23 protein-coding genes are annotated in these 26873 nt (G+C 61.4%); 9 read left to right on the plus strand and 14 right to left on the minus strand.

What is annotated here, in order from left to right; all coding sequences use genetic code 11:
• Positions 1-55: 55 nt before the first annotated feature.
• Entirely contained in the window at positions 56-1261 is a 1206-nt protein-coding gene (locus MAXJ12_RS29140) for a site-specific integrase (protein ID WP_040588686.1), read from the plus strand.
• Positions 1262-1591: 330 nt separating this feature from the next.
• Here the strand turns inward: MAXJ12_RS29140 and repC are convergent, their stop codons facing one another.
• The 5 genes from repC to MAXJ12_RS29175 all read right to left on the minus strand — a co-directional run bounded on the left by repC (position 1592) and on the right by MAXJ12_RS29175 (position 10142).
• Positions 1592-2797 (minus strand): plasmid replication protein RepC, encoded by a 1206-nt coding sequence (gene repC / locus MAXJ12_RS29145; protein ID WP_040588662.1) that lies wholly within the window; start codon positions 2795-2797, stop codon positions 1592-1594.
• A 157-nt stretch (positions 2798-2954) separates the two neighbouring features.
• The gene (gene repB, locus MAXJ12_RS29150) at positions 2955-3977 is read right to left on the minus strand and encodes a plasmid partitioning protein RepB (protein ID WP_008839745.1); all 1023 of its coding nucleotides are present in this window, start codon (positions 3975-3977) and stop codon (positions 2955-2957) included.
• A gap of 4 nt (positions 3978-3981) precedes the next feature.
• Complete coding sequence (gene repA / locus MAXJ12_RS29155) at positions 3982-5175, minus strand: plasmid partitioning protein RepA (RefSeq protein WP_420492401.1); 1194 nt, start codon at positions 5173-5175, stop codon at positions 3982-3984.
• Between the two features lie 1816 nt (positions 5176-6991).
• A complete protein-coding gene (locus MAXJ12_RS29160) occupies positions 6992-8068 on the minus strand; it encodes a tyrosine-type recombinase/integrase (RefSeq protein WP_008839747.1) in 1077 nt (358 codons plus the stop codon).
• 1597 nt (positions 8069-9665) lie between these two features.
• Positions 9666-10142 (minus strand): Lrp/AsnC family transcriptional regulator, encoded by a 477-nt coding sequence (locus MAXJ12_RS29175; RefSeq protein ID WP_008839750.1) that lies wholly within the window; start codon positions 10140-10142, stop codon positions 9666-9668.
• A gap of 138 nt (positions 10143-10280) precedes the next feature.
• Here MAXJ12_RS29175 and MAXJ12_RS29180 point away from each other — a divergent pair, with 138 nt between their 5' ends.
• From MAXJ12_RS29180 to MAXJ12_RS29190, 3 genes are all read left to right on the plus strand, one after another.
• Positions 10281-12671 (plus strand): transketolase-like TK C-terminal-containing protein, encoded by a 2391-nt coding sequence (locus tag MAXJ12_RS29180; RefSeq protein ID WP_008839751.1) that lies wholly within the window; start codon positions 10281-10283, stop codon positions 12669-12671.
• Between the two features lie 515 nt (positions 12672-13186).
• Positions 13187-14170 (plus strand): GHMP family kinase ATP-binding protein, encoded by a 984-nt coding sequence (locus tag MAXJ12_RS29185; protein ID WP_008839753.1) that lies wholly within the window; start codon positions 13187-13189, stop codon positions 14168-14170.
• The gene (locus MAXJ12_RS29190) at positions 14167-15195 is read left to right on the plus strand and encodes a cysteine synthase family protein (RefSeq protein WP_008839754.1); all 1029 of its coding nucleotides are present in this window, start codon (positions 14167-14169) and stop codon (positions 15193-15195) included. Before MAXJ12_RS29185 ends, MAXJ12_RS29190 begins: the two co-directional genes overlap by 4 nt.
• A gap of 29 nt (positions 15196-15224) precedes the next feature.
• Here MAXJ12_RS29190 and MAXJ12_RS29195 read toward each other — a convergent pair whose 3' ends face one another.
• From MAXJ12_RS29195 to MAXJ12_RS29220, 6 genes are all read right to left on the minus strand, one after another.
• Positions 15225-16733, minus strand: coding sequence for a tripartite tricarboxylate transporter permease (locus MAXJ12_RS29195; RefSeq protein ID WP_040588667.1), 1509 nt, complete (start codon positions 16731-16733; stop codon positions 15225-15227).
• Positions 16730-17167 carry a tripartite tricarboxylate transporter TctB family protein gene (locus tag MAXJ12_RS29200; RefSeq protein WP_040588680.1) on the minus strand — a complete coding sequence of 146 codons (438 nt, stop codon included), beginning with the start codon at positions 17165-17167 and terminating at the stop codon, positions 16730-16732. The genes MAXJ12_RS29195 and MAXJ12_RS29200 overlap by 4 nt, the downstream gene beginning before the upstream one ends.
• The gene (locus MAXJ12_RS29205) at positions 17164-17976 is read right to left on the minus strand and encodes a tripartite tricarboxylate transporter substrate binding protein (RefSeq protein WP_244421643.1); all 813 of its coding nucleotides are present in this window, start codon (positions 17974-17976) and stop codon (positions 17164-17166) included. Before MAXJ12_RS29205 ends, MAXJ12_RS29200 begins: the two co-directional genes overlap by 4 nt.
• A gap of 180 nt (positions 17977-18156) precedes the next feature.
• Positions 18157-19437, minus strand: a complete 1281-nt coding sequence (locus MAXJ12_RS29210) for a threonine synthase (protein WP_008839758.1) — start codon at positions 19435-19437, stop codon at positions 18157-18159.
• Positions 19434-20627 (minus strand): M24 family metallopeptidase, encoded by a 1194-nt coding sequence (locus MAXJ12_RS29215; RefSeq protein ID WP_008839759.1) that lies wholly within the window; start codon positions 20625-20627, stop codon positions 19434-19436. Before MAXJ12_RS29215 ends, MAXJ12_RS29210 begins: the two co-directional genes overlap by 4 nt.
• Positions 20617-21483, minus strand: a complete 867-nt coding sequence (locus MAXJ12_RS29220; protein ID WP_244421644.1) for an IclR family transcriptional regulator — start codon at positions 21481-21483, stop codon at positions 20617-20619. The genes MAXJ12_RS29215 and MAXJ12_RS29220 overlap by 11 nt, the downstream gene beginning before the upstream one ends.
• Positions 21484-21542: 59 nt before the next feature.
• On the opposite strand from MAXJ12_RS29220, the gene MAXJ12_RS29225 reads away from it, so the two are divergent.
• On the plus strand, positions 21543-21836 hold the full coding sequence (locus MAXJ12_RS29225) for a helix-turn-helix domain-containing protein (RefSeq protein ID WP_008839761.1): 294 nt from the start codon (positions 21543-21545) through the stop codon (positions 21834-21836).
• Between the two features lie 5 nt (positions 21837-21841).
• Here the strand turns inward: MAXJ12_RS29225 and MAXJ12_RS35990 are convergent, their stop codons facing one another.
• A complete protein-coding gene (locus tag MAXJ12_RS35990; protein WP_008839762.1) occupies positions 21842-22075 on the minus strand; it encodes a helix-turn-helix domain-containing protein in 234 nt (77 codons plus the stop codon).
• Between the two features lie 162 nt (positions 22076-22237).
• On the opposite strand from MAXJ12_RS35990, the gene MAXJ12_RS29235 reads away from it, so the two are divergent.
• From MAXJ12_RS29235 to MAXJ12_RS29245, 3 genes are all read left to right on the plus strand, one after another.
• Entirely contained in the window at positions 22238-22954 is a 717-nt protein-coding gene (locus tag MAXJ12_RS29235; RefSeq protein ID WP_157999682.1) for a LuxR family transcriptional regulator, read from the plus strand.
• Between the two features lie 74 nt (positions 22955-23028).
• On the plus strand, positions 23029-23646 hold the full coding sequence (locus tag MAXJ12_RS29240; protein WP_008839764.1) for an acyl-homoserine-lactone synthase: 618 nt from the start codon (positions 23029-23031) through the stop codon (positions 23644-23646).
• A gap of 65 nt (positions 23647-23711) precedes the next feature.
• Positions 23712-24131 (plus strand): hypothetical protein, encoded by a 420-nt coding sequence (locus MAXJ12_RS29245; protein ID WP_139044100.1) that lies wholly within the window; start codon positions 23712-23714, stop codon positions 24129-24131.
• Positions 24132-24517: 386 nt separating this feature from the next.
• Here the strand turns inward: MAXJ12_RS29245 and MAXJ12_RS29250 are convergent, their stop codons facing one another.
• A complete protein-coding gene (locus tag MAXJ12_RS29250; protein WP_008839766.1) occupies positions 24518-25210 on the minus strand; it encodes a thermonuclease family protein in 693 nt (230 codons plus the stop codon).
• A 263-nt stretch (positions 25211-25473) separates the two neighbouring features.
• The gene (locus MAXJ12_RS29255; protein ID WP_008839767.1) at positions 25474-26082 is read right to left on the minus strand and encodes a hypothetical protein; all 609 of its coding nucleotides are present in this window, start codon (positions 26080-26082) and stop codon (positions 25474-25476) included.
• Positions 26083-26230: 148 nt separating this feature from the next.
• Between MAXJ12_RS29255 and MAXJ12_RS38355 the strand changes: the two genes are divergently transcribed.
• The coding region (locus MAXJ12_RS38355; protein ID WP_008839768.1) for a lytic transglycosylase domain-containing protein at positions 26231-26873 on the plus strand (643 nt) is incomplete at its 3' end.

Below are 26873 nucleotides of genomic sequence, written 5' to 3' on the forward strand. Positions count from 1 at the left end.
CCACCACACGAATGATAATCTTGCCTTATCATTCATTTTCGCGCTTTATGGCGAAATGGCCAATTTCATCGAGCAGAAGCCCACGAATCACCGCGCGCGACCCTCCGGAGCGTCTCACAGCACGGCGCCGGATGTCGAGATTGCCCCCGCGCAGGCGTCGGCCGCCGCTGCAACGCCGACCGATGACGATTTGCCGGACATTGTCGACGTGGTCATGGCGATGAGCCAGCAACCGGAACCGCCGCCCGCCGGCGAAAATGCCCCTCTCCTGCCGGCCCATCTCGAAACGCTCGCCAACCGCGCCCGCGACTATGTCGAAGCGGCCAGTTCGGCCAACACACGCCGCGCCTACGCCGCCGACTGGAAACACTTTTGCGCCTGGTGCCGGCGTCAAAATCTCGATCCCCTGCCGCCGGATCCACAGACCGTCGGGCTCTACATCACCGCCTGCGCCTCGGGCACAGGGACGGGTGAAAAGAAGCCGAACTCCGTCTCGACGATCGAACGCCGGCTGTCCTCCCTGACGTGGAACTATGCGCAGCGCGGCCAGCCGCTCGACAGGAAGGACCGCCATATCGCAACGGTCATGGCCGGCATCCGCAACAAGCACGCCTCCCCTCCCCGGCAGAAGGAAGCGGTGCTGCCCGAGGACCTCATTGCCATGCTGGAGACGCTCGACCGCGGCAGCCTGCGCGGTCTGCGCGACCGGGCCATGCTGCTGCTTGGCTTCGCCGGCGGCCTCAGACGCTCCGAGATCGTCGGACTCGATGTCGGCCGCGATCAGACGCAAGACGGCCGCGGCTGGATCGAATTTTTTCCCGACAAGGGCGTGCTGGTGACGCTGCGTGGCAAGACCGGCTGGCGTGAGGTCGAGATCGGCCGCGGTTCATCGGACGCCACCTGCCCGGTCGTGGCGCTGCAGACCTGGCTCAAGCTCGGTCGGATCGCCCATGGCCCCCTCTTCCGACGCGTCACCGGCCAGGGCAAGGCGGTCGGCGCTGAACGGCTCCATGACCAGGAGGTCGCCCGCCTCGTCAAGCGCGCCGCCCTCGCGGCCGGCGTACGCGGCGATCTTTCGGAGGGCGAACGGGAAAAGCTGTTTGCCGGGCATTCGCTGCGCGCCGGCCTCGCCTCCTCGGCCGAGGTCGACGAACGCTACGTACAGAAGCAGCTCGGCCACACGAGCGCCGAGATGACCCGCAAATATCAACGCCGGCGTGACCGCTTCCGCGTCAACCTCACCAAGGCAAGCGGGCTATAGGGGCGAAAAAGCCCCCTCCCCTGCCCTGATCGGATCAAGACGTGCGCTCTCGTTGCCGTCGCTCTGGATCCAAAATTTGTGCTACAGCCGTGCTCATGTTGCTAGCTGCTGTATGCGGCTACACTCGCGCCTACCCTGCACTGCGGTGAAACGGGCGCCCCGACGCAGAAAACACCCAACTGGTCTCGGTTGGCCCATGCAGGTAGCCGACGTTTCGCTCATTTGCGCGCTCCTGGCACAAATTCCGTTTTGGTTTCACGAACGTCAAGTGCTGCAAACGAAAGCCATGCTTTTCGGCATTGCATCGCGGCGTGAAAAGCATCCCCGCCCTCATCCTGTCATCCTGGCTGTCGCGCCATTGGCCTTGAGCGCAGCCATCAGCATCGGCCCGACCGAAAATTCCCCTCCCCTCGCCTTTTCGGTCAGCGCCCGCAGGTATCCGCCGGCCGAATTGATGTGCTGCGCCCGCTGCAGGATGCAGGCGATCACGATAGCCGCGACTTCCTGTCCCATGACATGGCAGGCGTCCTCGTAGGCGGAGGGCGACACGCCCAGATAACCGCGCACCTGGGCCGCCGTCGCCATGAAATCGCGCCAATTGCCGATCCCGTCGAGGGCGTAATCCACTATTTCCGGGCAGGCTTTCAGCACCAGCCCCAGCGGATACCCTTTCGGTCTCTCGGCCTCCCTCGTCCTTGGCTCGACCGTCGCCCCGCTTTTTTCGAAAGCAGGTTCAAATTCAAAGATAGAGTCGGTATTTGAATTCGATCGCTGCCGCTCGCTTTGGGATTCATTGCCGCTTGAATTCGTGGAATTCATGTGAACTTCCAGCAGCTTGTCCACATCCTCATGGATGCCCGCCAGATCCGCCACGATCGGTGCCAGGTCTGCGACCGTCGCCCGGCGGGGAATTGCCTCCACGACAGCACGGAAACGCCTCCACAAGCCGCCCCAGTCGCCGGGAACGTCTTCCTCGACCGCCGCCTCGATCAGCTTGTGGATGTCCCTGCGGTGCAGCGTAATTCGCTCGCGCATGAGCCTCAGCGCCCGGTTATCGGCGCGCACCAGCTCGGCTGCCTGCGCAAACTCGTGGGCACGGGCCAGCAGCGGCGCCAGGGAGAAGCCGAATGCCTCCTCGATGTCCCCTCCCCTGTCCTTGCGGGCGTATCTCTTGCCGTTGGGGCTGTCCCTGCGGGTGATGAGCCCACAGTCCACCAAGGCGGCCAGATGCCGCCGGAGCGTCGCGTCAGCCATTCCATGGGCCCTGAGCGACAGCTGAGCGTTGGACGGGAATACGATCAAGCCGTTCTCTCCGCTCAATTCACTGTCCGGATAGAACGACAGCAAAGCGTTGAGGACGGCCAGAGCGCGATCGCCGATCCCGACGATGCTCTTGCCCTCGCACAGATTGCGGTAGACCTGCCACTTGTCGACCGCGCTGCCCTCAGGAATTTCGAGCGCTTCTTTTTGAGCCGCCAACATGGCAAGCGTCATCGATCGCCGCCCAAAGGGCGTCGTTGAGGTATGCGTTTCCATAGTTCGTTTGCCTTCAATTAGGCAAAAGAAGTCCGCCCGCCGAAAATGACGCTGAATGACTCTTGACAGTGATTCGCGGAAATGGGATTCTCAGGGTGCGAAACTTGAGAAGGGCTTCCGCGGCGGCAACGTTCGGGGGCCTTTTTCTTTTGCTGGGTTAGTCTCCTGGTTTGGTGGTGGATTTCCCGGTCTTGAACTCGTCATACAGCGTCTGCAGGCGCAGACGCACATACGGCCCAAACTCCGGTTCAACGATCTTGTCGAAGACGATCGAGACCTTGTCTTCGGTCTCGACGATCCTGACTGGGCGAGCGCCGTCTGAAGCCTTCCAGGCCTCGGTTTGCGGCTTCTGGCGCTTGATCTTCAGGTGATCATAGAGCGCCTGAAACCTTGCATCGCTCTTTTGGGCAGAGAAATCCTGCTCCCCGATGAGCTTGAGAGCCTTGGCCCGCTTGCCCTTCTCGTCCAGGAGATCGGCCAGTTCGGCCCAGCGCTGACGCCCGAAGGCAGGCGATGGACCCACGGCTTCGATCAGCTCCGGCGGCAATCGCCTGATCAAGGCGATCATTCGCGACAAGGCAGCCTTGTCCACGCCTAAGGATGCCATGATGGTGTCGCGGGAGAACCCCTTATCCTCAAGGCGGGTGGCAAAGAACGACCGCTCGATGAAGGACAGATCGGTGCGGGCGTTGTTTTCCTGCCCTTGCGACACAATAAGCTGCTCGTCGGTCAGTTGGCGAACGACTGCTCTTACCTTCAGACCGAGCTCTTTGGCCGCCGCCAGCCGCCTGTGGCCGTAGGCGACCTGGTAGCGGCCTTCCAACTCGGGATTGGGCCGCACCAGGATGGGAACCTGCTGGCCATGCTCGCGGATCTGGGCAACGAGGCTGGATACGTCATCGGGGTCGACCTCCAGGCGGTCGGGAACGAAGGAACCGTCGACCAGATCGGGCTCGAGCTCCACGACCGCCTGGCCCTCGGCGAGCTTCCGCTCGATTTCCTCGGCGCGGTGCGCTCGAGAATTGATGTTTTCCAGAGATTGGGAGATTGCGCCTACGGGGCTCGCAGGCCTTAGCGGCCTTTCCAAGCCCAACAGCGGCCGCGCCAGGGGCGTGGGGGCCGGCTCCGGGTCGGTCCCTGCCCTCTCTGGTGAAACCTCAAAGATGTTCTTGCGGGCCATCAAACTACTTTCGTCCCCATGTTCCGCGGATGAGGCCCTCGATTTCCCCATTTACAAGGGTAAGAGACTCGAGCGCCCGCTCGTAAGTCCCCCGCGTGAACGCGCTCTTTTCCACCTCATAGAGCGTTTGCTTGGTAAGACCGGCATCCGAGACAGCGGTCGATTTCAGCATGGGATTTTCGAGCACGCGCTGACCGAAGATCGAGCGCATGAACCCGGCCATCTGGCTTTGCGGGCCATCATTGGGCTCGTAACGCGTCACCAGATAGCGCATCCAGTCATATTCGGTGCTGCCACCAGCGTTTTCCACAACCGCAAGGAGGTCCGAAGTCATGTGGAGGAACTGACTCATCGACATGACGTCTAGCATCTGCGGGTGAACGGTTATGAGCACGGCTGTCGCAGCGCATAGCGCAGATAGCGTGAGAAAACCCAATTGCGGCGGGCAGTCGATGATCACGACGTCGTAAGCGCTTTCAATGTCGGACAGACATTCAGCGATCCGCGAAAAGAACATCGTGTCGCTTTGCCGGCGATCGGCAAGCGCCCTTGGCGTGGTGTGTTCGAACTCCATGAGTTCCAGATTTCCAGGCACGACATGGAGGCCCGGCGTATAGGTGGCGCGAACGATTTCGGAGATATGGCGCCGGCTTTCATCGTAGCGGATCGCTCCATAGAGCGTTTCCCCCTCCCCGACGTCGATCTCAGGCTGATGTCCAAACAGCGCCGAAAGGCTGGCTTGCGGATCAAGGTCTAGAGCCAGGACGCGGTATCCCCGCAAGGCCAGGTATTGCGCCAGATGCGCAGACGTGGTGGTCTTCCCGGACCCCCCCTTGAAATTCATCACGCTTATGATCTGAAGTTTCTCGCCGGCGCGGCGATGGCGGACATATTTGGGTGAGCCCTTGCCTCCCTCGTCGAGGACGCGGCGCAGCTGCTCGATATCGTCCACCGAATAGAGCCGGCGACCGTTGGGAAGCGGCGTTGGGCCATGGCCCTCGGCGACGATTTGCCGTAGATAACCCTCGTGGATTCCAATGAAGTCCGCAGCCTCGGCCGGAGAGAAAAGCCGGATAGTCTTGCGCGAGGTCGGAGGGAATGTGCGGAGCTGGTGCGCCTGCAATTGCCGCGAAAGTTCATCGGCATCGGACATGATGAGATTGCGCAGCGTCAAAGGGATGTCCCTTCTTTCAGACAGGTTCGGCGTAGCCAATTACTCGCTCCCCGGATATCCGCGCTTATTTTCGTTTGCGCTCAGAAAAAGCGCTGATCCAATAGGCCAGATTCGGATAGGGTTGGCAAATCCTTTAAAGTTAATGAACAGTTAAATGCTATCGCTGATCCAGGCGGGCAATTCGGTCGAAAAGCGGCCCCTCGCCCTGGAACGGTGAACAACGCCTCTTGGAGCCGGCGCGCATAGCTCGGCGTCAGCCTCGCCTGCTCGCTGATCTTGTATGTTCCGGCCCGCGACCCACCGCCAGCCGCACTGTCGAGAGAATAATTGCCTGTCGCCGCGGGGCCTCCAGGGAAGAGAGAGCCGGACGGGCCCGAAGAGCCGAAGGGATCGCTGGCAACCATTGCAAGTCCATGCACGACAGGCCGCAGCCCTAATGCAGGGCGGCCATGCTGCGGCACTCGGGCGAATCTGCAAGCCGCTTTTTGCGGCACGCGTGGCGCCAGGCGTTGGCGAGTTGCACACGTACAACTGCGAGACCGGAAGATGCAACAACGCTTCCCGGCCCGTGTTGCACATGTACAACCGCCGGCATCCCATCCGCCGGATGGCGGTTGAACCTTTCGCCCGCAAAACACGCTACGCCGAGGCGCTTGCAACCGCGCAGCAAAATTGCGGGCCGCACGCGGCCATTGACCAATGGCCGGCCTTGCCCCGCCCGGGCGACGGTCGCGGGCGCCTAGGCGGCAGCGCCATCCTTGTAGGCCACTATGGTGGGAAAGATGTGAGATTGATGTTTGGAGCACGTTAGCCTGACTGGCGCTGATAAACTCTCGGGCCTGAGATAGCCTCCTATTGCCGAGTTGCACATGTACAACCGACCGAGCCGCCACAGCGTGGCGACCTCCGCGTCAATTGGCGAAGAGCCTTGAGAACCCAGCACGGTGACACATGCCCCCGTCCCATCTCCAAAGCATCGTTGATGTCGGGAGGCATCTCGTCGGGCGGACAAGTCCACCTTCCGGGCAGATCGATCGCACATCGGCCACCGCCGTGCGTCTCCAGGTCACTGGATGATGCCCCGCCTCGACGCACTCGTGTGAGCGTGTCCACCTGGTTGCACATGTACAACTTGCCCTACCGCACGGTCCCGGACATCTGTCCGCGCTGCACGGCTGGGCCGGTTAGGCCTGGACACGCAGTCAGGTTGCCGAAGGGGCCGACAGCTGTCGTGGTGTCGATCCGCTGCCGTCAACTCGCTGCTCACCCGCGCCATAATCGCCGGCGCGCCAGGCGCACCCACCCGCTGTAGGCGCGCGACATGATCCGCGATTCACCTGACGCTCTCTGGCCAAAGGAGCGGCGGCGGAGATACCATGAGAGCCATGCAGATCCTTGCCGCACAAGAAAGCCCGGAGCCGCTTGCGGTTGATAGGCCCAGTTGCACGTGTACAACTTGACAAAGCCGGCAGACGCTCTTGGCCTGCGGGGCGCAGTGGCGTCATGAAACAAGCGGTAAGACCGGGCGTGGGCCCGGCCCAATTCTCATGACCATCACTGGGCGGGCGCCTCGGGCCAGGCAGCAGGCTACAGCCGGCCAGCGCGGGTTCAATGTCATGTCATTTCCCCTAAGAACCCAATTCGCGCCGTCAAACGCCCACAACACATCCTGGCGGCCCGGTTAAGGTTAACAAGCGGCTAACGGCCTATTCCTCGCGCCCACATGTGCGTTGGTTCGCCCAAATGTTGGTTCACTAGACTCAATTGAAGCTTCGCCCAGGGGAAACTTCGCCCCGCGATCCACACTCTGCGCTTCAAAGCGGGGGAGGGGAGGGGGCCTTCAGAGCCCGGACGCCTTGGTGCGGTTGACGCGGAACCGGTCGCGCCGTCGCTGATATTTCTGGGTCATCCCCGCCGATGCATGGCCCCACTGCTCCTGCACGCGCACTTCGATTTCGGCCGAAGAGGCCAGGCCGGCGCGCAGTGAATGCCCGGCAAACAGCTGTTCACGCTCGCCTTCCGCAAGATCGGCGCGGATCCCGGCTGCCAGTGCGGTCTTCTTGACCAGACGGGCGACATGCTTGTCGGAAAGTCGTTCGACGTAGACGGTCTTGTTGTCCTTGGAAATTCGACGAAACAGCGGGCCACGGGCGATGCGGCCGAATTTGATCCAGGTCTCCAGCGCCACCACAGGGCAGGATTGATCGCTGGAGCCGCGGCCGACCTCGACCTCGCGCCATCCGGTTCTATCACGCAGCGTCACCAGGGCGCCCTTGTCCGGATAGATCTCAACCCAGCCGGCGCCATCGCCGTTTTCGTTCCGGACGACATCGAGACCCACGATTTCCGATCGCCGCAAACTGCCGGCAAAGCCGAGCAGCAGGATGGCCCGGTCGCGCATGCCCCTGAGGTCTTGGCCAAGCATGGCGATCATCGCCAGCAGGTCGTCGCCGAGCAACGGCTCCTTCTGCCGCGGCGCCTTTGCGTGTTTTTTTCGGACGCCCGCGAGCACGGTGGCGATATGCCCGTCGACTCGATCCATCGGCTGGCCGCGGTGAGCAAAATTCCACGCTAGACCGGAAAGCCGCCGCTCAATGGTTGCGACCGAGAGGGCAGGGGCGCCGTGCTTGGGATCGCCGGCAGCGCAGGCGCCGATATAAAGACCAATGACTTGGCTGGAAGGGGGCAACGGATCGAACCCCTCCCGGCGGCACCAACCGGTGAAATGCCTCCAGTCTTTGGCGTAGGCCGCCTGGGTATTCTCGGAGCGGGCAGGCTTCGCGAAACCTGTTGCGGCCTCGACGAGGGTGTCGACACGCGCCGGCGACCCGGCGACGTGGCCCATTTCCACGACCAGATCAACGATGTCCGGCAAATCGTCGTCCGCCGTGTCGTCAGTTTTGCGCGCGTCCTGCATCGAAGGAACCCTCATAATGTCGAGACCCTAGCGCCTCATGTCCGATAAGGCAAGATTACCGGACATAACTACGGCTCGACACCTCCGGCGCTTTATCGCCGTTCTCCTTATGCAAAGCGCCGCTGCTGCGCGCGTAGTCATGGCTCTACGCCCACCGCTCCCGCCGCATTGTATCCCGCTCTTCGCGACCAGGCCGGCCACCCCGGCGGCGCCGGCTCGCACATGGCCTCGCCGGTCGAGGGCCCAAAATCCGCAGCTCAAGGGGTCCAGAAGTCCCTGCCATCGCCGCGCCGCAGCGATCGGCGCATTGGATGCGGTCGTGCGCCGGCAGGGAGGGTCGATGCCTGGCGGCCTCATCCGGCACTGACGCCGGCCGCGGCGACCGCGCGGCGGCTGCCGTGTCGAGGATGTGGCAATCTTGCACGACACCCCGCTACTCAGCGGCCGACCGACGACGTCGGTCGGCCGCCTGGAAGTTGCTCGCGTCGGAGCGGCTGGCGGGCAACCGACGGTCTGCTGACCAATGCGAGTGTCGCGGTCCTGCTCGCAGATCTTGCCCTGGCGGATGATAAAGAGGCTGTGGGTGACCTGATGCAGAGCTGCGGTGGATTGTTGGCGGCGAGGGCCGGTGGCGTCACGCACAGCCGCGCTGGATTTTTCGAGCGCGGCCGCCGCGCCGAGCGGTCGTTCGTGATCAACCCCCAACGTCGGGCGAGGGGCCGGTGACGTGGTCGAGCGCCTGCTGTCCGACAACGCCAATCCTGGCTTCTGAAAGGATCGCCGGCGTGAGCGATCGCGGCCGCGGCGGCTGTCGGACCCTCTCGTCGATGTCGGCGCCGCGCTTAAGCTGCCGGGCCGCACCGCGTTCGGCATCCAGATGCTGCAGCCGATTATGGATACGCCTTCGTGCATGAACCGCTTGCCGCTCCTGCCAGGCCAGATCCAAGGTCTTGGACTTGTCGGTTCGGCCATGATTGCGGTGCCCAGACCATCGCCGCTCAGAAGGACAATACGCGCGCCCAAGACATGCTTCTGCCGGGTTCCAGAGGCCCCAACGATCGCATGCAAGCGCTGACGATTGTCGGGCGAATTGCAAAGCTAACTCCCATTGCACCGAGAATGTTGCCGAGCCTCGTGGTGCCGACATAGCCCGCGCAATTCATCCAGTCGCCGTCGAGGATCCACTGCGCCGTTTTCCCGCGCGCCCTTTTTGATGCGATAGCGCAGAGCGAATTGTAGACCTGGCGGGTCGGCAGGCGCAGCTCGGCGGCGGTTCGATCATTGCGGCGCGACCCGCCATGGCTCATCGCGGATACTATCTAGCTCACGGGCTATCCGGCACGCTGCCACCCATTGTTCATAGGAAGCTTCATGCAATCGGTTCGGCAGATTGAAACGGTCACTGAAATCGTCAGCAGAAAACTGCGGCCGTCCTTGCGCCCAAACCTGACGGCCCATGACATTCAAACATTTGAACTCCGGAAGCAAAGATACATCAAAGCCACCCCGGGGAGGGGATCTTACAACATCCGGCAGCCATTCATCCTGCTGCGGCTCGAGCCGAGCTCGCGCGAAACCAGAGGCGTCCGCAGAAGGATCATGTCTCGATCATCGGCAGGACGGTCGAGTGTTTGACCTGCCCGAGCGCAAAGCTCGATTCGATGGAGGCGACACCTTCCAGGCGGGTGAGCTTCTGCTTCAGGAAAGTTTCGTAAGCCGGCAAATCTTTGACGACGATACGCAGCAGGTAGTCGCGCTGTCCGGTCATCAGATAGCAGTCCACAATCTCCGGCCACCGCGCCACCGCTTCGGCGAAGCGATCGAGTTCCTCCTCGCGCTGACGTTCCAGCTTGATTGAGACGAACACGCTGATCGGCAGACCTGCTTTGGACTGATCGACCACCGCGACATAACCCTTGATGACGCCGGCGGCCTCCAGCAACCGCACACGTCGAGCGCAGGGCGAAGCCGAAAGCCCGACCCTGCGGCCGAGCTGTTCGGTTGTGAGCCGGGCGTCCTGCTGCAGAGCTACAAGCAATTTGCGATCGATTCCGTCTATCTCGGATCTTGGCATCATTTTCCTCGTTTGCACCAGCTCTTCGCTGACCAAACCACACTTTCGCTTCTACAAGATCAATATTAGCCACATTCCTCTCACGCACACCATTATGATTTCCCCGATCCCAACAACGCGAAGGGAGTGTTAAGGAACATGGACGAGCGGCTTGCCTGTCTCGCTGAGCTCGAGAAGAAGATCCTCTGGCTGTCGACCTGGATGATTCACAATGCCAATCAACGGCATGCGAACCAAGACGGGCTGAAGATTGGCGGCCATCAGGCCTCATCAGCATCGCTTGCGACAATCATGACCGCTCTCTATTTCGCCGTCCTCAGACCCGAGGATCGCGTGGCCGTGAAACCTCACGCCAGCCCCGTCTTCCACGCGATCCAGTATCTTCTCGGCAACCAGACCCGCGAAAAGCTCGAAGCTTTCCGCGGCTATAGCGGTGCGCAATCCTATCCGTCCCGCACCAAGGACACGGACGACGTTGACTTCTCCACCGGGTCGGTCGGGCTCGGGGTGGCGCAGACGCTGTTTTCCGCGCTCGTGCAGGACTACCTTCGCGCCAAGGACCTCGCCAAGGAACACCCGGAGGGGCGCATGGTCGCGTTGATCGGCGATGCCGAGATGGACGAGGGCAACATCTTCGAAGCGCTTCTCGAAGGCTGGAAGCACGGCCTGCGCAACACATGGTGGGTGGTCGACTACAACCGCCAGAGCCTGGACGCGGTCGTGCGGGAGGGCTTGTGGGAGCGCTTCGAGGCGATGTTCCGCAATTTCGGCTGGGACGTCGTGGTCTTGAAATACGGCTCGTTGCTTGAAGAAGCGTTCTCCGAACCGGCCGGCGAGCGGCTGCGCGGCTGGATCGACGGGTGCCCCAACCAGCTTTATTCCGCGCTGACATTCCAGGGCGGCGCCGCCTGGCGCAAGCGCTTGCTCGACGATCTGGGCGACCAGGGCGCGTTTTCACGGCTCATCGAGAAGCGCTCCGACGACGCGTTGGCGCGCCTGATGACCAACCTCGCCGGCCACGATCTGCCAACTGTTCTGGAAGCCTTCGAAGCGGCACGCCGGCATAACCGGCCGGTCTGCTTCATCGCCTACACAATCAAGGGCTTCGGGCTGCCGCTGGCCGGCCACAAAGACAATCACGCTGGCCTGATGACGCCGAGCCAGGTCGATATTCTGCGCGGGCAAATGGGGGTGCGCGCCGGGCGCGAATGGGAGCCGTTCGAAGGGCTTGGTCCAAGCGAAGGAGAAATCAGAGCCTTCCTCGCCACCGTACCATTCGCAGCGCGAGGTCGCCGGCGTTATCGCGCGCCGGCTGTCGCGGTGCCGGAACGGCTGAGTTTCACCGCGCAGCCATCGATGTCGACGCAGCAAGGCTTCGGCCTGCTCATGCACGAGATCGGCAAGCTGGACAACGATTTCGCCCGGCGCATCACAACGACGTCGCCCGATGTGACGGTATCGACGAATCTCGGTCCCTGGGTTAATCGGCGGGGACTGTTCGCACGCGAGGAAATGTCCGACGTGTTCAGGCGCGAGCGCATACCCTCGACGTTCAACTGGGCATTTTCCCCCAAAGGACAGCATTTGGAACTCGGCATAGCCGAGATGAACCTGTTCATCATGCTCTCGGCGCTAGGCCTTTCGCACTCGATCTTCGGCGAGCGGCTGCTGCCCGTCGGAACACTCTATGATCCGTTCATCGAACGCGGGCTCGATGCGCTGAACTACGCCTGCTACCAGGATGCGCGCTTCATCATTGCGGCCACACCGTCGGGAGTGACCCTGGCGCCCGAAGGCGGCGCGCACCAGTCGATCGCAACGCCGCTTATTGGTATGGCCCAGGACGGTCTGGCCAGCTTCGAGCCTGCCTTCGTCGATGAACTCGCCGTCATCTTGCGGTTCGGTTTCGACTATATCCAGCGCGACGGAACGGCCGAAGCCGACGAGGTGAACTGGCTGCGCGATGCGGTCGGGGGCGCGGTCTATCTTCGCCTGTCCACCCGATCCATCGAACAGCCCAGGCGCGAGCTCGACGATCAACTGGCCACGGACATGATCAACGGCGCCTATTGGATGCGCAGTCCGGGACCGAACGCGCAGATCATCCTCGCCTATATGGGCGCCGTCGCTCCGGAGGCCGTGGAAGCGGTCGGGCTGATGGCGGAGGACCGACGCGACATCGGGCTGCTGGCCGTCACCTCCGCCGACCGGCTGCAGGCGGGATGGACCGCCGCCCAACGGGCTCGCGAGCACGGCCTCGTTCATGCCCGCAGTCACATCGAGCGGCTGCTCGCGGCTGTGCCGGAAAACTGTGCGCTGGTGACGGTGGTCGACGGCCATCCGGCGACGCTGGCCTGGCTTGGCGGCGTGCACGGCCAACGGACCCGTGCGCTGGGCGTCGAGCATTTCGGGCAAAGCGGAACGATCGCCGACCTCTATCGCCACTATGGCATCGACGCCCAAGGGATCGTGGCCGCGGCGCAGGCGGTTGCACCAGGACGGCCAATCCGTCATCTAAGGATGGTTTGAGGATTGCGCCGAGACTGCCAGTTAGGGGCCGGGGGAGGGGGTGCTGTCGCGAGCCAGGGCAGCGTAGCGGCAGGGCGTGCGACTTCGCCCGTAGGGCCGGCCAGCCATTTGCCGCGTGGCGTGTGCCCCGGATCCAACAGAAGCAACGGCGGCCGATTTTTGCGGAACCAGCGCGATACTCATGCTCGGTCGGCGCCGGCGCGCGCGGACCAAGCAGGAGCGAACGCTCGTGGCATATGATCGGTTTTCGAAACACAAGCGCACCTGCCCGGAGGGCGTGGTGTCGATCGAATTCAGCTTCGCGCTCGGCCAGATAAAGCGTTAGGTTTTCCGCTTGGGTAACCTTGACGCAGATCAGCTCGCCTGGCGACGAGCGAGCGCGAGAACTGCTCCCTCGCCGCGATGCCAAATCCCAATGACGGATGCGTTTAGCTCGGCATACCAATATCTTGCGAGTGACACGCCTCACGTCACGCCGCATTCTGGCTGAAGCGACTTGCCAGGAATTATGCGCCATGGCCAAGATTGGAACGCCACGTCTAACGGACAGCCGCAACGGCAAAGGGGGCGAGATCCACACTTCCGTTGCTCGCTCTTTGCAGACCGGCGTAGGACGCGCAATTGCCCATCACGGTGAGTTTCTTCAGGGAGTCTTTGAGGGTGAGGATGGTCGCTTACACCGCGGCCTTGTTACACTGCCGCTTGTCGGCTGCCAGGCCGTTGCCACGTTCTGGCCGCGGGAGGAAGGCCGGATTAGAACACGGCCCGCCAAACGAAGCAAAGCTGCACGCGCCGCGGCCATGACGATCGAGCATCTAGGCCTCGCCGGCACAGGGGGCGACCTGACCATCGACAGCGCGATCCCGGTAGGGCACGGCTATGGCTCGTCAACGGCCGATGTTGTGGCAACGATCCGTGCTGTGGCTGCCGCGGCCAGCACGAGACTGCGCCAGTCTACCATATGCCGACTGGCGGTCGCCGCTGAAGGTGCTAGCGATGCGATCGCCTATGGTGGTGACGCGTTGCTCTTCGCACACAGGGAAGGGCGGATTCTTGAGCATTTCGGCGGTGACTTCCCGCCGCTTTTCGTCGTCGGATTCAGGACAGATGACAGTGGACCGATCGACACCTTGCGGCTACCGAGGGCACGATACAATGCAGAAGAGATACAACTGTTCCGGGTTATGCGCGGACTGGCATATCGCTCGATCAGGGAGCAAGACCCTCGTATGCTTGGCAGGGTGGCCACAATGAGCGCCAGCATCTGCCAACGGCATCTGCCAAAACCCCGTTTCGAGACCGTCCTGGACATAGCGCAGGAGTACGGTGCCTGTGGCGTCCAAGTGGCGCATAGCGGGACGTTAGTCGGCATTCTTTTGGACGCGAATCAACACGCCGGAGGGCAAAGCGCTGTTACCATGGCGAACGCGTTGAGGGAGGTCGGGTTCAGGAACCTGGAGACCTTCGCGCTCAATGCAGAGGGGATAGTGGCGACATGAGTGAACCGGGGGACTATCTCCAAGCCTTCGAAACGCCGCGCCTTGCCCAACTCGCCGCCAACCTTCACACTGCCGCCTTTCCTCTCATGAAGCTCATGCCCGCCCGCTATATGGTGGACCGCGCCGAGGCGACGGGGCATCTGCGACGAGGAGGACATATAGTCGAGACCACCTCGGGCACCTTCGGCCTCGCCATCGCCATGCTGGCTTGTGCGCTCGACTACCGCCTGACTCTGATCACCGCCTCAAGCTTGATCGACCCGCGGTTTAAGGATCGGCTAGAGCGCCTTGGCGCAACCACGCTTGTCATCGATGATCCCGCAGGTGATGGCAACCAGCACGGTCGACTGGAACGTCTACAGGAGATCCTCGATGTAAGGCCAGATACCTTCTGGCCGCATCAATATGACAGCCCGGACAATCGCCTCGCCTATGCCCGGCTCGCAGAGCAGGTGGTCCGTCACTGCGGACACCTTGACTGCCTCGTGGGCTGCATTGGCACTGGCGGCTCCCTTTGCGGGACCGGCGCCTTCCTGCGTGAGATGTTTCCAGGCCTCAGGATTATCGCTGTCGACACGCACCGTAGCATCCTTTTCGGCCAGCCCGCCGGCAAGCGCATGCTGCGTGGCCTGGGAAACAGTGTCCTGCCGGCCAATGTCAGGCACGAAATGATTGATGAGGTTCACTGGGTAGGCGCACTGCCCGCCTATGCCACCGCTCAAGCGCTCTTTCGCGATCACGGGCTCTTCATGGGGCCGACGAGCGGCGCAGCAGCCCTTGTTGCCGGCTGGTTCGCCCGCACCAATCCCCAGGCGGCGACGATGGTGATCATGCCCGATGAGGGTCATCGCTACGTCGAAACAGTCTACAACGATTCCTGGCTTTCGACTTTGCCCGGGTGGCCCGTCGCGATACCGTCGGCACCGACGGATCTCGACCGCATCCGCCCCGCCGCAGAAACAGCCTGGACGCGTTTTTCATGGAACCGCCGGACACTCGCCGCCGTCCTCGCGCAGCAGCAATAATTGGCCGGGCCAGCACCAGGCAACAGGGATTAGGAACGCGAGCCCGGCACCATGAGCGCGATTTGCCGGACAGCCGGCAGCAGCAGAGTGAGGCTGGCTACCGCCAAGAAAGCAAGACTTATCGGGCTCGTAAAGAAGACGACTGGACTGCCGAAACCCAGGATCATACCCTGCCGCAAGTTTTCCTCGAGGAGCGATCCGAGCAGGAAGGCAAGGAGTAGCGGCGCGAGGTCAAAGCCGCTCTTGCGCAAACCGTACGCCACGAAGCCGCTGGCGATCACGACGGACACGTCAAATAGGCTGTTGTTGATGCTGAAGGCGCCGATGACACAAAAAAGGAGAATGCATGGTGCCATCAGCCAAGGTGGAACGCGCAGCAGCATGACGAACACGCGGATGAGCGGGACATTGAGCACGATCAGCATGGCGTTTCCGAGAAGCATGCTCGCGACTACACCCCAGAACAAATCTGGATGATCCACGATGAGCCTTGGACCCGGCACGATCCCGTGCATTAGCAGGCCGCCCATGATCACACCGATCACTACATTGGCCGGTATTCCAAGACATAGCAGCGGCACGAAGCTTGCCTGGGCAGCTGCGTTGTTTGCGCTCTCAGGGCCAGCCAGCCCTTCGATGGCGCCCTTTCCGAAACGCTCGGGATGACGGGAGATCCGCTTCTCCATCACGTAGCTCGCGAAGCTGGAGATCAGCGCGCCGCCGCCCGGCAGCAGCCCAAGCAGGAATCCGAGCACAGTTCCACGCGCAATAGGCGCCAATGACGCCTTCCAATCCTCCCGGGTAGGCAGAAGGTCGAGCAGCCGATAGCTTGCGGCAATTGTGCTTTTCGGTTTCGTGCGGCGCTCTGCCAGCATCAGGACCTCGCTCACGCCGAACATGCCCATCGCTAGAACAGCAACATTGAGACCGTCGCGCAGGTAGGCGTTGCCGAACGTGTAGCGTTCGATGCCGGATATGAGATCGACCCCAACGGTTGAGAGAAGCAGTCCAGCAGCGACCATCGCCCAGGCTCGCAAGCGCGGGCCCTCGCCAATGCTGGCTGCGAGCGTCAGGCCAAACACGACCAGGGCTGTTTTCTCTATCGGCCCGAAGGCAAGCGCAGTGGACGCGAAAGAGGGGCCGAGGAAAGCCACCGCGAGTGTGGCCGCAATCCCTGCGATGAAGCTCGCGAAAGCAGCCATTCCGAGAGCCGCGCCTGCGCGACCCTGTTGCGCCATGGGGTAGCCTTCGAGGCAACTGACCACGCTCGCCGCCTCGCCCGGCACTCGCATCAGAATGGAGGCGGTTGAGCCTCCATATTGAGACCCATAGTAAATGCCGGCCAGAAGGATCACGGCACTTGTCGGCTCGATCATGATCGAGACCGGCAGGAGGAGGCTGACGGTAGCCGTCGGCCCCAGACCGGGGATGACGCCAATTGCGGTGCCGAGTGCAACGCCGATGAAAGCAACGGCGAGGTTTGCGGGCTCGAGCGCGACCAGCAATCCAGCCAGGAGATTTGCGAGCGCGTCCATCATCCGATCTCCAACACCCCTTTCGGCAGTGGTACGCCGAGCAGGAGGTCGAACACCCACCAGGAAAGCACGGCTAGCCCAACCGCGGCCGTCAGCGCTTGGGACCAGGATTTCCGTTCGATCCAGCGCAGAATACCCGCCACCAAGAAGACTGTCGCCAGGATCGTGCCGAGAAATTTAATTGCAATGGCGAAACTCGCAATTGCGGCGGCATAGTGCAGCAGTCGCACATGATCGGCGGGTTCGTCTTCGCGAAACTCGGTGTCTTTGCAAACCGCGACGCCCAGGCTGGTGATGAGCAGCAGGACCGCAGCCACGAACGGGAACAGTCCGGGAGCTGGAGCCCCTATATTCCACAGACCGAGGGGTAATGCTAGCGACGCCGCCGCACACCCGATTGCGGCGAGACACAGCGCGCTCAAGCGAAGTGCTGTCATGGCTTCAGCCCCAAAATGTCGATCTGGCTGCCGACGGCGCGATATGCTTCCACCACAGTTTTCGTAAAACTGGCGCTGTCCTGAAACAAGCGATACCCGTGAAGCGTCCTCAGGAAGGTCTGGTAATCCGCGCTTTGTGTCATTTCCTCCAGCGCGTTCTCCCACCAGGACACCACTTCCGGCGGCAATCCGGGCGGGCCAAACAGGCCATAGAAGGCCGAAATGGCAATTGGATACCCTCTTTGAGTGAAGGTGGGTAAATCAGGCCGTTCGGCGATAGGCGTAGGGCCCGTCTCGACCAGCAGGCGCACGGCGCCGCCTTCCAGATGCGGCCCGTAGTCGGAGGAGACCACCATGTCGATGTGACCACCCAAAAGTGCGGTGATTGCCTCGGCGCCACCGTTGAAGGGCACGAAGGCCGCGGTGATTGATTCCTGGCGAAAGGCGGCCTCGGTCGCGATATGAGCAACACCGCGCGGGGCAGCAGTTGCCCAGCGCAATTTGCCCGGATTGGCGCGTGCATAATCAAGCAGACCGTCCCAGCTCTGGAACGCGCTGTCGGATCGCACGAATGCCGGAATGGAAATCCCCGCATAGCAGGCCAGATAGGTGAAGTCGGCGGCAGGATCGTAAGGGACTTCCTGAAGATGCGGGGCGACGACAATCGGGCTCGGCGAGAACAGGGAAAGGACTGTTCCGTCGGGAGGGGCGCGACGAACTTGATCCGTGGCGATCGTGCCGCCAGCGCCTGGGCGATAGTCCAGCGCCACCGGTAGACCCCGCGCGGATTTGGCGTAATTGGCCGCCATACGCGCGGCAAGGTCGCCGGCGCCGCCGGCTGCGAAGCCGACGACGATCGTTGCGCCATCGCGAGGATAGGCGGAAGCGCGCGCATAGGCGGTATAGCTCCCCGGGCATGCCGCGATCGCGGAACCAACGAGAAAAGTACGGCGATTCATATTTTTCCTCCTCCTCCACAACAGATTACTTCAGGCGGGTTCCCCTGCTGGCGTGCAAAGGTTCCCACTGCGGTTCAAGGATGCCCAGGCCTCGGCAACCGACTGAAAAGCAGGCTGTTCGCAAAAGTGCGCTGAACGGTCGATGTCCTTGAGACCACTTGCCGTCACGACCGCAACCACGCAATCAGATCGGGAGATAACGTCGCGCGCGCGCAGGTCAGCGATCGCGGCCAAGGGTGTGACTGAGGAGAGTTCTGCAAACACGCCCTCGCTCGCGGCGAGTTGCTCCTGGAAAGGGACCAAGACCGAATTGCCCACCGGTACGGCCAGGCCCCTGGATTCGCGAAGTGCCCTCAAAGCCTGATAAGTACTGCGCGTCGTCCCGATCGAAACGGCAAGGGTGTCGAAGGCCGCTGGTGCGGTCGCCACGGTATCATGCCCGTCGTCCAGCGCTTTCGCCAATGATCCGTGCACTTCCGCGGCAATGAGCCTGGGGAGACGGTCAGTCTTGCCCCGGAGCAGAAGGTCCTTAAAGCCTTGCCACACGCCGGCAAGTGCGTCGCCGTAGCAGACGGGCAAAGCACACCAGTCGGGCACGCCTCCCCTCATTTGCTCCACGATTTCATAGGCGAGCGTCTTGTAGCCCTCAATGCCAACAGGATGGCTGCCGACCACAGGGGCGTGAAATGGCGAAGCTGCGAACCAGCCAAAGCGAGTCGCGCCTTGGGCAATCAAAGGCCAACGGTGCGTTTTGTCGGCCAGCGTGACGACTGTCGCCCCATATTTGCGGATCTGCGCCAGCATTGGTCCCGCTGTGCCCGTGAATGTAGCGACCACGCATTTCAGTCCGGCATGGGACGCATAGGCTGCGAGGGATGCACCTGCATTGCCCGATGAGGCCGTCGCCACTACACGAGCTCCTTGCAGGCGGGCGATCGAGACGGCCACCGTCGAGAAGCGGTCTTTGTGCGACCAGGTGGGGTTCCTGCCCTCGTCCTTGATCAGGAGATTGGGGACGCCCAAGTTTGTGCCCATCCTCGTCCCAGGCAGCAGTGGCGTCAGCCCTTCGCCTAGCGACACGGCGTCGCCTTCCGCGCAGGGGAGCCAGTTGGCATAGCGCCAGATAGAAGGGACATCCGTCGCGCGAGACGAGGGGGGCGGTATTCTGGTGGCGCGGATTGGATCATAGACGACCCGCAGATTGGCGGGCGCTTTCTCGAAGCATCTTGGACAGCCGCGGGAATCGATCTGCAGGTCGACCGGGAAAACCGTACTGCAGCGAAGGCACGAAAACCCGACAACGCCGTTCATCGAGCTACCTCTATCAGATCTCCATCCGTCGCCATCAGTCGCTCGACACCGCCACGACGCACGACAACCATGTCCTCGACCTGCAACCCCCAGCGGCCTATCTCGTAGTAGGGTGTCTCCAGGCACAGCACCATGCCCTCTTCGAACACTTCGGTGCTGCCGGCCGAAAGAGTAGGTGCATCATATCCGTCCAGCCCGATGCCATGGCCGACATGATCGCGCCGGTAATGCGGAATACCTTCTCGTCGCACGACGGCTACGACCTCCTCGAACAGCTTTGCAGTTGGCATTCCTGGTTGGATCGCCTCGCACGCATATTGGACACCCCTCAGTAGCGCCTGGTGGTATCTCCGGACTTCTGGAGGCGGTTCGCCGAACGTCGCGATCCGAGCGATGTCGGCGCGATAGTGCCGGTAGCGGCCGCCGACATCGAAGCGTATGACATCGCCCGGCTGCAGGGCCCTGTTAGAAGGCTGGACATTCATCAGGGCGCTGCGCTCGCCAAAACCGATGCAGCTCAGCACGGGAGCGCCGCCCCCCATCACCGTCTCTATGTCGAAAGCACGCGCGAGATCCCGCTCACTGGCACCTTCCCTGGCGGCAGCCAGGGCGGCCTTGATAGAGCGCTCGGCGATGCGGGCGACCTTGGCGAGCCGCTCGACCTCCTCATCCGTCTTGACAGCACGCACGGACCGAAAGAGCGCCGCTGCCGATGTCCATTGGACCTTAGGCAATTGCGCCGAAAGTGCTGCCTTGTGGCCCGGCAGAAGTCCACTCTCATCCAGGCCGATATTCGCATGAGCCAGGCCGGCCTCCTGCAATGCGCTTGTTAAAGCCGCCAGCGCGTCGAGATGGCCTGGAAGCTCGTTCAGCGCGGCGTGCTGTCGGCTTACCGCATGATCGGCGGCATCGCCGCCTACCACGACATGAAAGTCACCATAGCGCCGCACCCTTTTCACCCACGGCGACTGATCGGCAATAAGGTCGAGTGTAGACGTGCTGGTGATGATCTCGGGCTCGGCTATCTGCTGGGCGGGCCAGACGACATAGGTTTGCGGGCCGCGCCGGATCCACTGCGGAAGCGCCCAGAAGCCGCTCATGTAGGTCACGTTTTCGGGGGCCGTCGCGATGACAGCGTCGAGCCTCAGCTTCTCCATCCAATGCCGCAGACGGCCCTCGTTAAGCAGCATGGCTCGGTTCCTTGCGCTTGGCGCCGCCCCGGCCGACGTAACCGAGATTGGCGGAAATGCGGGCAGCCGCAGCCATCACAATTTCGCCGACCTCCGCGATGACTACCTGGGGACCGACGGAACGGGGGTACGCGACGCTGATGGCAGCGATCGTTGTGCCGGTCGCATCCCGCAGTGGTGCGCCGACAGCAAGAAGGCCCGGGAAATTCTCGTCGAGTGATGTGGTGTATCCGATTTTCTCGGCCGTCTTGATCTGCGCGATCAGCCTGTCAGGCTCGGTGACTGTGCGCGGCGTCAGGCGCTCTAGTAGACCTTCCCCCAGAATCGCAAGGACTTGCTCGGCACCATGGCCGATCAGGAGCGCCTTGCCGAGCGCTGTCGAATGCAGCGGGAAGGTCTCTCCAGGGGAGGAACGGATCACCACTGGACTGCGACTCTGCACCGTCAGAAGATAAATCCCCCTGTTGCTGCGCCGCAGCCCAAGAAAAGCGTTAAAGCAGTCCTCCGCCGCCAGCGCCCGCAATTCAGGTTCGACCAATCCCACGAGACGGTCCTTGTGCATGATGTGCTGCGCTAGCGTAAGAACCGAATAACCAAGACGATAACGTCTCGAAACGGGCACCTGCTCGACGTAGTCCCGCTCCGCCAGCGTGTTCAGGATCCGCTGCACCGCCGGCGCGCTCAATTCCAGCCTCCGCGCGATCTCGCGCACGCCGAGCGGCTCGTCTGCATTCCGCAGAACATCAAGCACGGCTAGCCCGCGCTTCAACGAGAGATTGCCTGTCACAAGCGTTCCTTTAATTGGAATACCGTTCCTGCATATGGCTATGAAAACAGTTGCCGCCTCGTCTGTCAACGTCGAATGTTCATTATAGTGTGTCGCCCTAAAGTGTACGCCGCGGCGACTTTGCGCGGATGGATATCCGCGGCAGGGTCGGTTTCAATGTTCAGCGCCTGAGACGCGAGCGCGAAATCTCGCAGGAGGAGTTGTCATTTCTCTCGGGCTGCACGCGCGCCTATTTGAGCGGCATGGAGGCAGGGCGCCGCAATGCGACGCTCATCACCCTCGCGAAGATTGCAAAAGCGCTGGATGTGGATGTAACCGAGTTCTTCGTCAAACCGCCAAAGCGTGGCAGCGCTGTCAAACGCCGAACTGCGGGGGCGGTGCCATCAGGGCGAGCTCGGAAAGTCACCCGTCCAAGGAAATGAGAGCTTCAATCCGCTCGGTGATCGGGTGGGAGATCGCGTTTGATCAAGAGCTCGACGTTGATCTGAAGCGCTGTGGCAATGCTCTCGAGTGTGTCAACGGTCGGCGAATTCTCCTCGCGCTCCAATTTTCCAATGTAGTTACGATCACACCCTGCGAGCTCGGCCAACTGGTGCTGGGTCAGTCCCGCTGTGTGACGCAGCAGTCGTAGATTGCGCGAAACAACGGACCTCAGCCTCATAGCAGGCAACAGCCAGAAGACCGCTTTTCTAGCCACCTACTATAGTGATCATTCGCAGGTTGCTGCCTTGCCTGTCGTGCCTGAGCCCGCCTAAACTTCTCCCGTGCAAGGAGAAGACCCGTTTACCAACACTAACGCCAGTTGAAGTCGATGGATCGGGACTTGATTTTCGACATTCTCGGTGCGGTGCAGAGGATCGATCAGGTAACGGTCGCCGAAGTCATCGTCGCAGAGCTGTGCACATGCCTACAGCGATATGGCTTCACGGCCGGGCTCATTACCAGATTGCCCGTACCGCACGACAAACACTGGTTCGAACAGATCATCGTGAACAGCTGGCCGAGGAGCTGGTACGAACATTACAATGCCCAGGGCCACTACCGTCACGATCCCTGCGCAGAGCGGTCCCGCAGGACTGTCGACCCGTTCTTCTGGAGTGAACTGACCAACCAGCCGCTAGGGAGGCGGTCAGACGTCGTCATGCACGAAGCAGCAGAATTTGGGCTTCGCCAAGGTCTTTGCGTGCCAATCCATTCGCCTTTTGCATCACCATCTGTCGTAACCGTCTCCGGTGAATTCATCAACCTGCCTCCCGCGACGATCCCTGTTGTCGAGACGCTCGCCTTGCACGCCTTTCGCGCCATCCAACGGTCGCAAAACGGAAAGCACGATCCGGGTGCGCCAATTCTGTCGGGGCGTGAGCGCGAGATACTCCAGTGGACTAGCGCCGGCAAGACCGCCTGGGAGATCTCATGCATCCTGGATATTTCGCTGCACACCGTGAACACCCATCTGAAGAACGTGCGGTACAAGCTGGGCGCTGCAAACCGAACCCACAGCGTCGTTGAGGCCCTGCGCAGGAACGAAATTCAGCTCTAGGCAATCGTCAAATCAAGGTATGGAAAAACGGAGAACGCGCCTCTCTTCTAGGACATGACAGTAGGAGGAGCGTCATGTTCAAAATTTACATGGTCGATCGGTCGAACCGATTTGCCTACGAAGAATTTCTCGACGACTATTTCAGGATTCGCCACGACATTTACGTAGGTGAGCGTGGCTGGTTCGATCTCGCCCGGTCCGATGGCCGTGAGATCGATGCCTTCGATACGAGAGACGCTATCTACCTCCTTGGCATTTGCCCACTAAGAGGCGTCGTGGCTGGCTCTCGTTTTCTGCCGAGTCTAAAACCTCACCTGATGAACGACATTTTCCCTCAGCTTGCCGAAAATGGCGTGCCGAGAGGAGAAGATATATTCGAATGGACGCGCATTTTCGTTGTTCCAGCCCTGCGCAGCCCTGGGAAGCCGTCAGGCGCTGCCGGGATCGTCTATTGTGGAATAGTGGAGTTCTGTCTCGAACGTGAAATCCGGCAGCTAAGCGTTGTTTGTGAACCTTACTGGCTGGAGCGCCTGGAAGTCCTTGGTTGGAAACCTCTGCAACTAGGCAAGTCGCTCCTACACAAGGACGGCGAGATAATTGGCCTACTACTTCATATGTCGGACGAGGCACTTTCTATAACGCGCAACGCCTACGGGATTACGCAATCCGTACTATCGAGTTCGCGCCCCTAGGCATAGCGCGGTCGTGAGTTCCTCCCTTAATTCCGAAGCCCGTTGCCACCATTGTGGGGGAGCCGATGTCGTTACGCGCCGCTTTGCTGAGAACTGGATCAGGCACCTCAAAATGGATCGCAGCCCATCGGAACCGCCGTCGTCAGACATTGACCTTGATGGCTGCTTTGCAAGATCCGAGAGACAATTGGCTGATCGATCGCAGTCTTCGCATGAAGTTGTTCGTGGCGAAGGCCATGGAACGGCGCGCAATGCGAGGACTAATAAAAGCTGCCCCGCGCGATCGTGACGACGCTTTGGAGAAACTTAGCTATTCCATTTCCTTCATGATCGCGGATGGAAGCGGCATCGCGCACAAGGAAATCGACACCCTGATCAGCACACTTCAGCCTTTCCAGCACGAGATCGAACTATGGCTGTTTGTGAGAAGCGTTGCTTCGGCAACTCCGAGAGACAATGATGAGCGAGCCGAGTTGGTTAGATAAACAGTTGGAAAATTGAGTTTGCAGGATGAGAGGCTTTGCAGATCCTCTGTCGGTACGGAAAACCGAGCCAATCATTTTCCGAGGAAATATTCCGGAGAGGCAGCTTCGGCGAGGCAGGCCATTCGGTTGATCACCATGTCCCTCGGAGTTTGATGCGTCACGCGTCAGTCCGGACCGATACCGGGTGACGACGCCATTCTCGTGACCGATATCGAATAATAGGAATTGTGCCGAACTGGCCGTGCCATTGAGACGGATTGGCAATATTCCTCGAGGCAACTGAAACGGTTCCAAAGGTGTGGACGTTGGATTCCATGTTCGGCTCGCGGCGCCGCCATCAGCGTTTTCGCTATGACTCACTGACCAGTCGGCAGGACACTCGGCGTTTATCGATCAACTCTCTTCGGCCGCTTTCTGGCATCCGCGAATGGCGGCGAAATCTCGCTCTCCCGCTCAGCGAGCAGGTGGAAGTCCGCGATCGGGGTCCTGGACATCGTCCGGTCAATCGCCTTGCGGCGCCATTCGCCCATATCGAGCACATAGGTTGCCCACATGCCGTAGCCGGCATCCATCGCATGATCCTGCCATGCGAGATAGTGTTTCGGGGCAGGGGTTGTGGTTCTGGCCCAGCCGACGCGCAACATTTCGATGGCGAGATCGCGACCGCTCGCAAAACACCTTCCAATGAGAGCTCCGTCGTCAGCATAGGAGACGACGCTGCAGAAAACCCGGTCGTTACCAAGCGAACGTTTCAGCCAGGCCTTCGCCAGCGGACCGCAAGGAACCGGTTTGGGGATAGTGCTTTGTCCACGTTGGATAGGATCGTACGACCATTGCGGCAGCTCACAAGAATCGATACCGTCGAGTCGAACCAATTGGGCACGCTTCGGCAACCACAGCGTCCGCCCATCGACGACAGATGCGCGACCAGCGACAGTCGAACGGACGAGACGCAGATCGTCCCGCAGGAAGGGGATCGGACCTGGAACCAGTGGCGCAATCGCATCCGCCGCCGGCGCCGTTGAGGGCAGAACGATTGCCGCAAGAGCCACGAGACCCTTTGCGATTGCGATGTTCATTGGCCTTGGTCCGGTCCGGTTCCCGCCCGCCCGAGCAGGATCGCGGGATCCTGGACGTAATCGCACTGCCAGAGGCCGGAGCGCCTCTTCCGCGCTTGGTTTTCGGGCACCGCGTAAGGTGGATGCAGAGGCAATCCGTCGATCCGCAGAGCCGCGAAAGCGAAGCTGGACCGCCGCGCCCTTCCGAAGTTCGAAATAGCCCGCAGCTGCCGTGGTCGCGGGCAGCGAGATCGCTGCTGCTACAGCGAGCAGGGCAGGGACATTCATTGCTGCTTGATCCTGGGGTCGGCCCACATGCCAAAACCACCGCGGCCGATCCTCTCCGCCCCGGCAAGATCGGTGCGCGCTGGTGAGCCATCCGGCTTCCTGGAGATCCGGTGCGTGCCGAGTGAGACGAGCTCTTCTTCGAACATGTCGACGGAATCGAGGCTGCCAGGATAATGGTAATAGCCATAGCAGGTCGCATCCTGAAGCGGGGCGTTGCTCTCGCTCACAAAGGCTCGGCAGTAAATCACCTTGGGAGATTGAAGGAGCGTCTCAAGACCTAATTTGGCGAATTCCTCACACGAACCGGAGAAGCCCTCCCGCCGGTTCACCATGTCGCCCTTGCACGGTTCAATCCCGTAAAGATGAATTGAGAGGTCTACATCGACCCTGAAATCCGTCGGCGAAACGGCTCTAAAGCCTGTCGCAGATGCAAACCCCCTTCGTTCGGCAACATCGCCCTGGCCGTCGTAATATTCCAGGACCAGCACGGTTTTGCCCGGGGCCGCAAGCGACCGGACATAATCCGCATTGACGGGCTCTGCCGCGTCGGCCGCCATGCTCAGCGCCAGGCAGATTCCCAGTCCTGCAGCAGCCTCGAGCTTCATGTCAGAGAGCCTCCAAAAGCGCATCGTGGACGATAGCTAAGCCAATTCTCGTTCTCGATGCAATTAAAAATCATAGGCAAATTGACATTCTTTTTGTTCTGAGGTACCGATTCCCGAAATGCACCTTCACTGCTCGGGGATAGCCAGGATGGCGAAGCGGTTCTCCCATCTGCCGACCAACCGTCTTCTGGCGGCTGCGATGGCCGCAGCAATCTGCCTTATCGGTTCCGAATCGGTTTCCGCCGGAGAGCAGCTACCTGACAGCGCCGATCTTCAGCACTTTGGCGCGGTTTCAAGCGCTGCTTCTGCCGCTAGCGTTGGCGTTGAGGACATCTTCGAAGCCCGCTGGACGGGCGACGGCAAAAAGTTCTCGATTGGTGCTGATGGCAAGGCCCGCGCTGCGCCGATCTCGGCTCAGGACGCCCACACTGACACCCCTTTGGGATTGCCACAGCGGCCTTCGCCCAACGACGCTCACAGTCAAATTGACATCTTCTACAAATCAGGAGATCAGGAGTGCGGACCATCGCCGATGACCGCTCCGGATATCGCCCGGATTGTCGCAGCGACCGCGGAGAAGCATGGCGTTGATCCGGACTTCGCACTGGCGGTCGCGACTGCCGAGAGCCGTCTTGATCGGCACCGTAACTCGCCGAAGGGGGCGCGCGGACCAACGCAGCTCATGCCGATGACTGCCGACCGTTTCGGCGTGGACGATATCTGCGACCCAGTCGCAAACATAGCCGGTGGAGTCAGGTACCTCCGTGAGCTCTTCGACAGGCTCCGGAATC

This window comes from Mesorhizobium alhagi CCNWXJ12-2 (assembly GCF_000236565.1).
Taxonomy (GTDB): Bacteria; Pseudomonadota; Alphaproteobacteria; order Rhizobiales; family Rhizobiaceae; genus Allomesorhizobium; species Allomesorhizobium alhagi.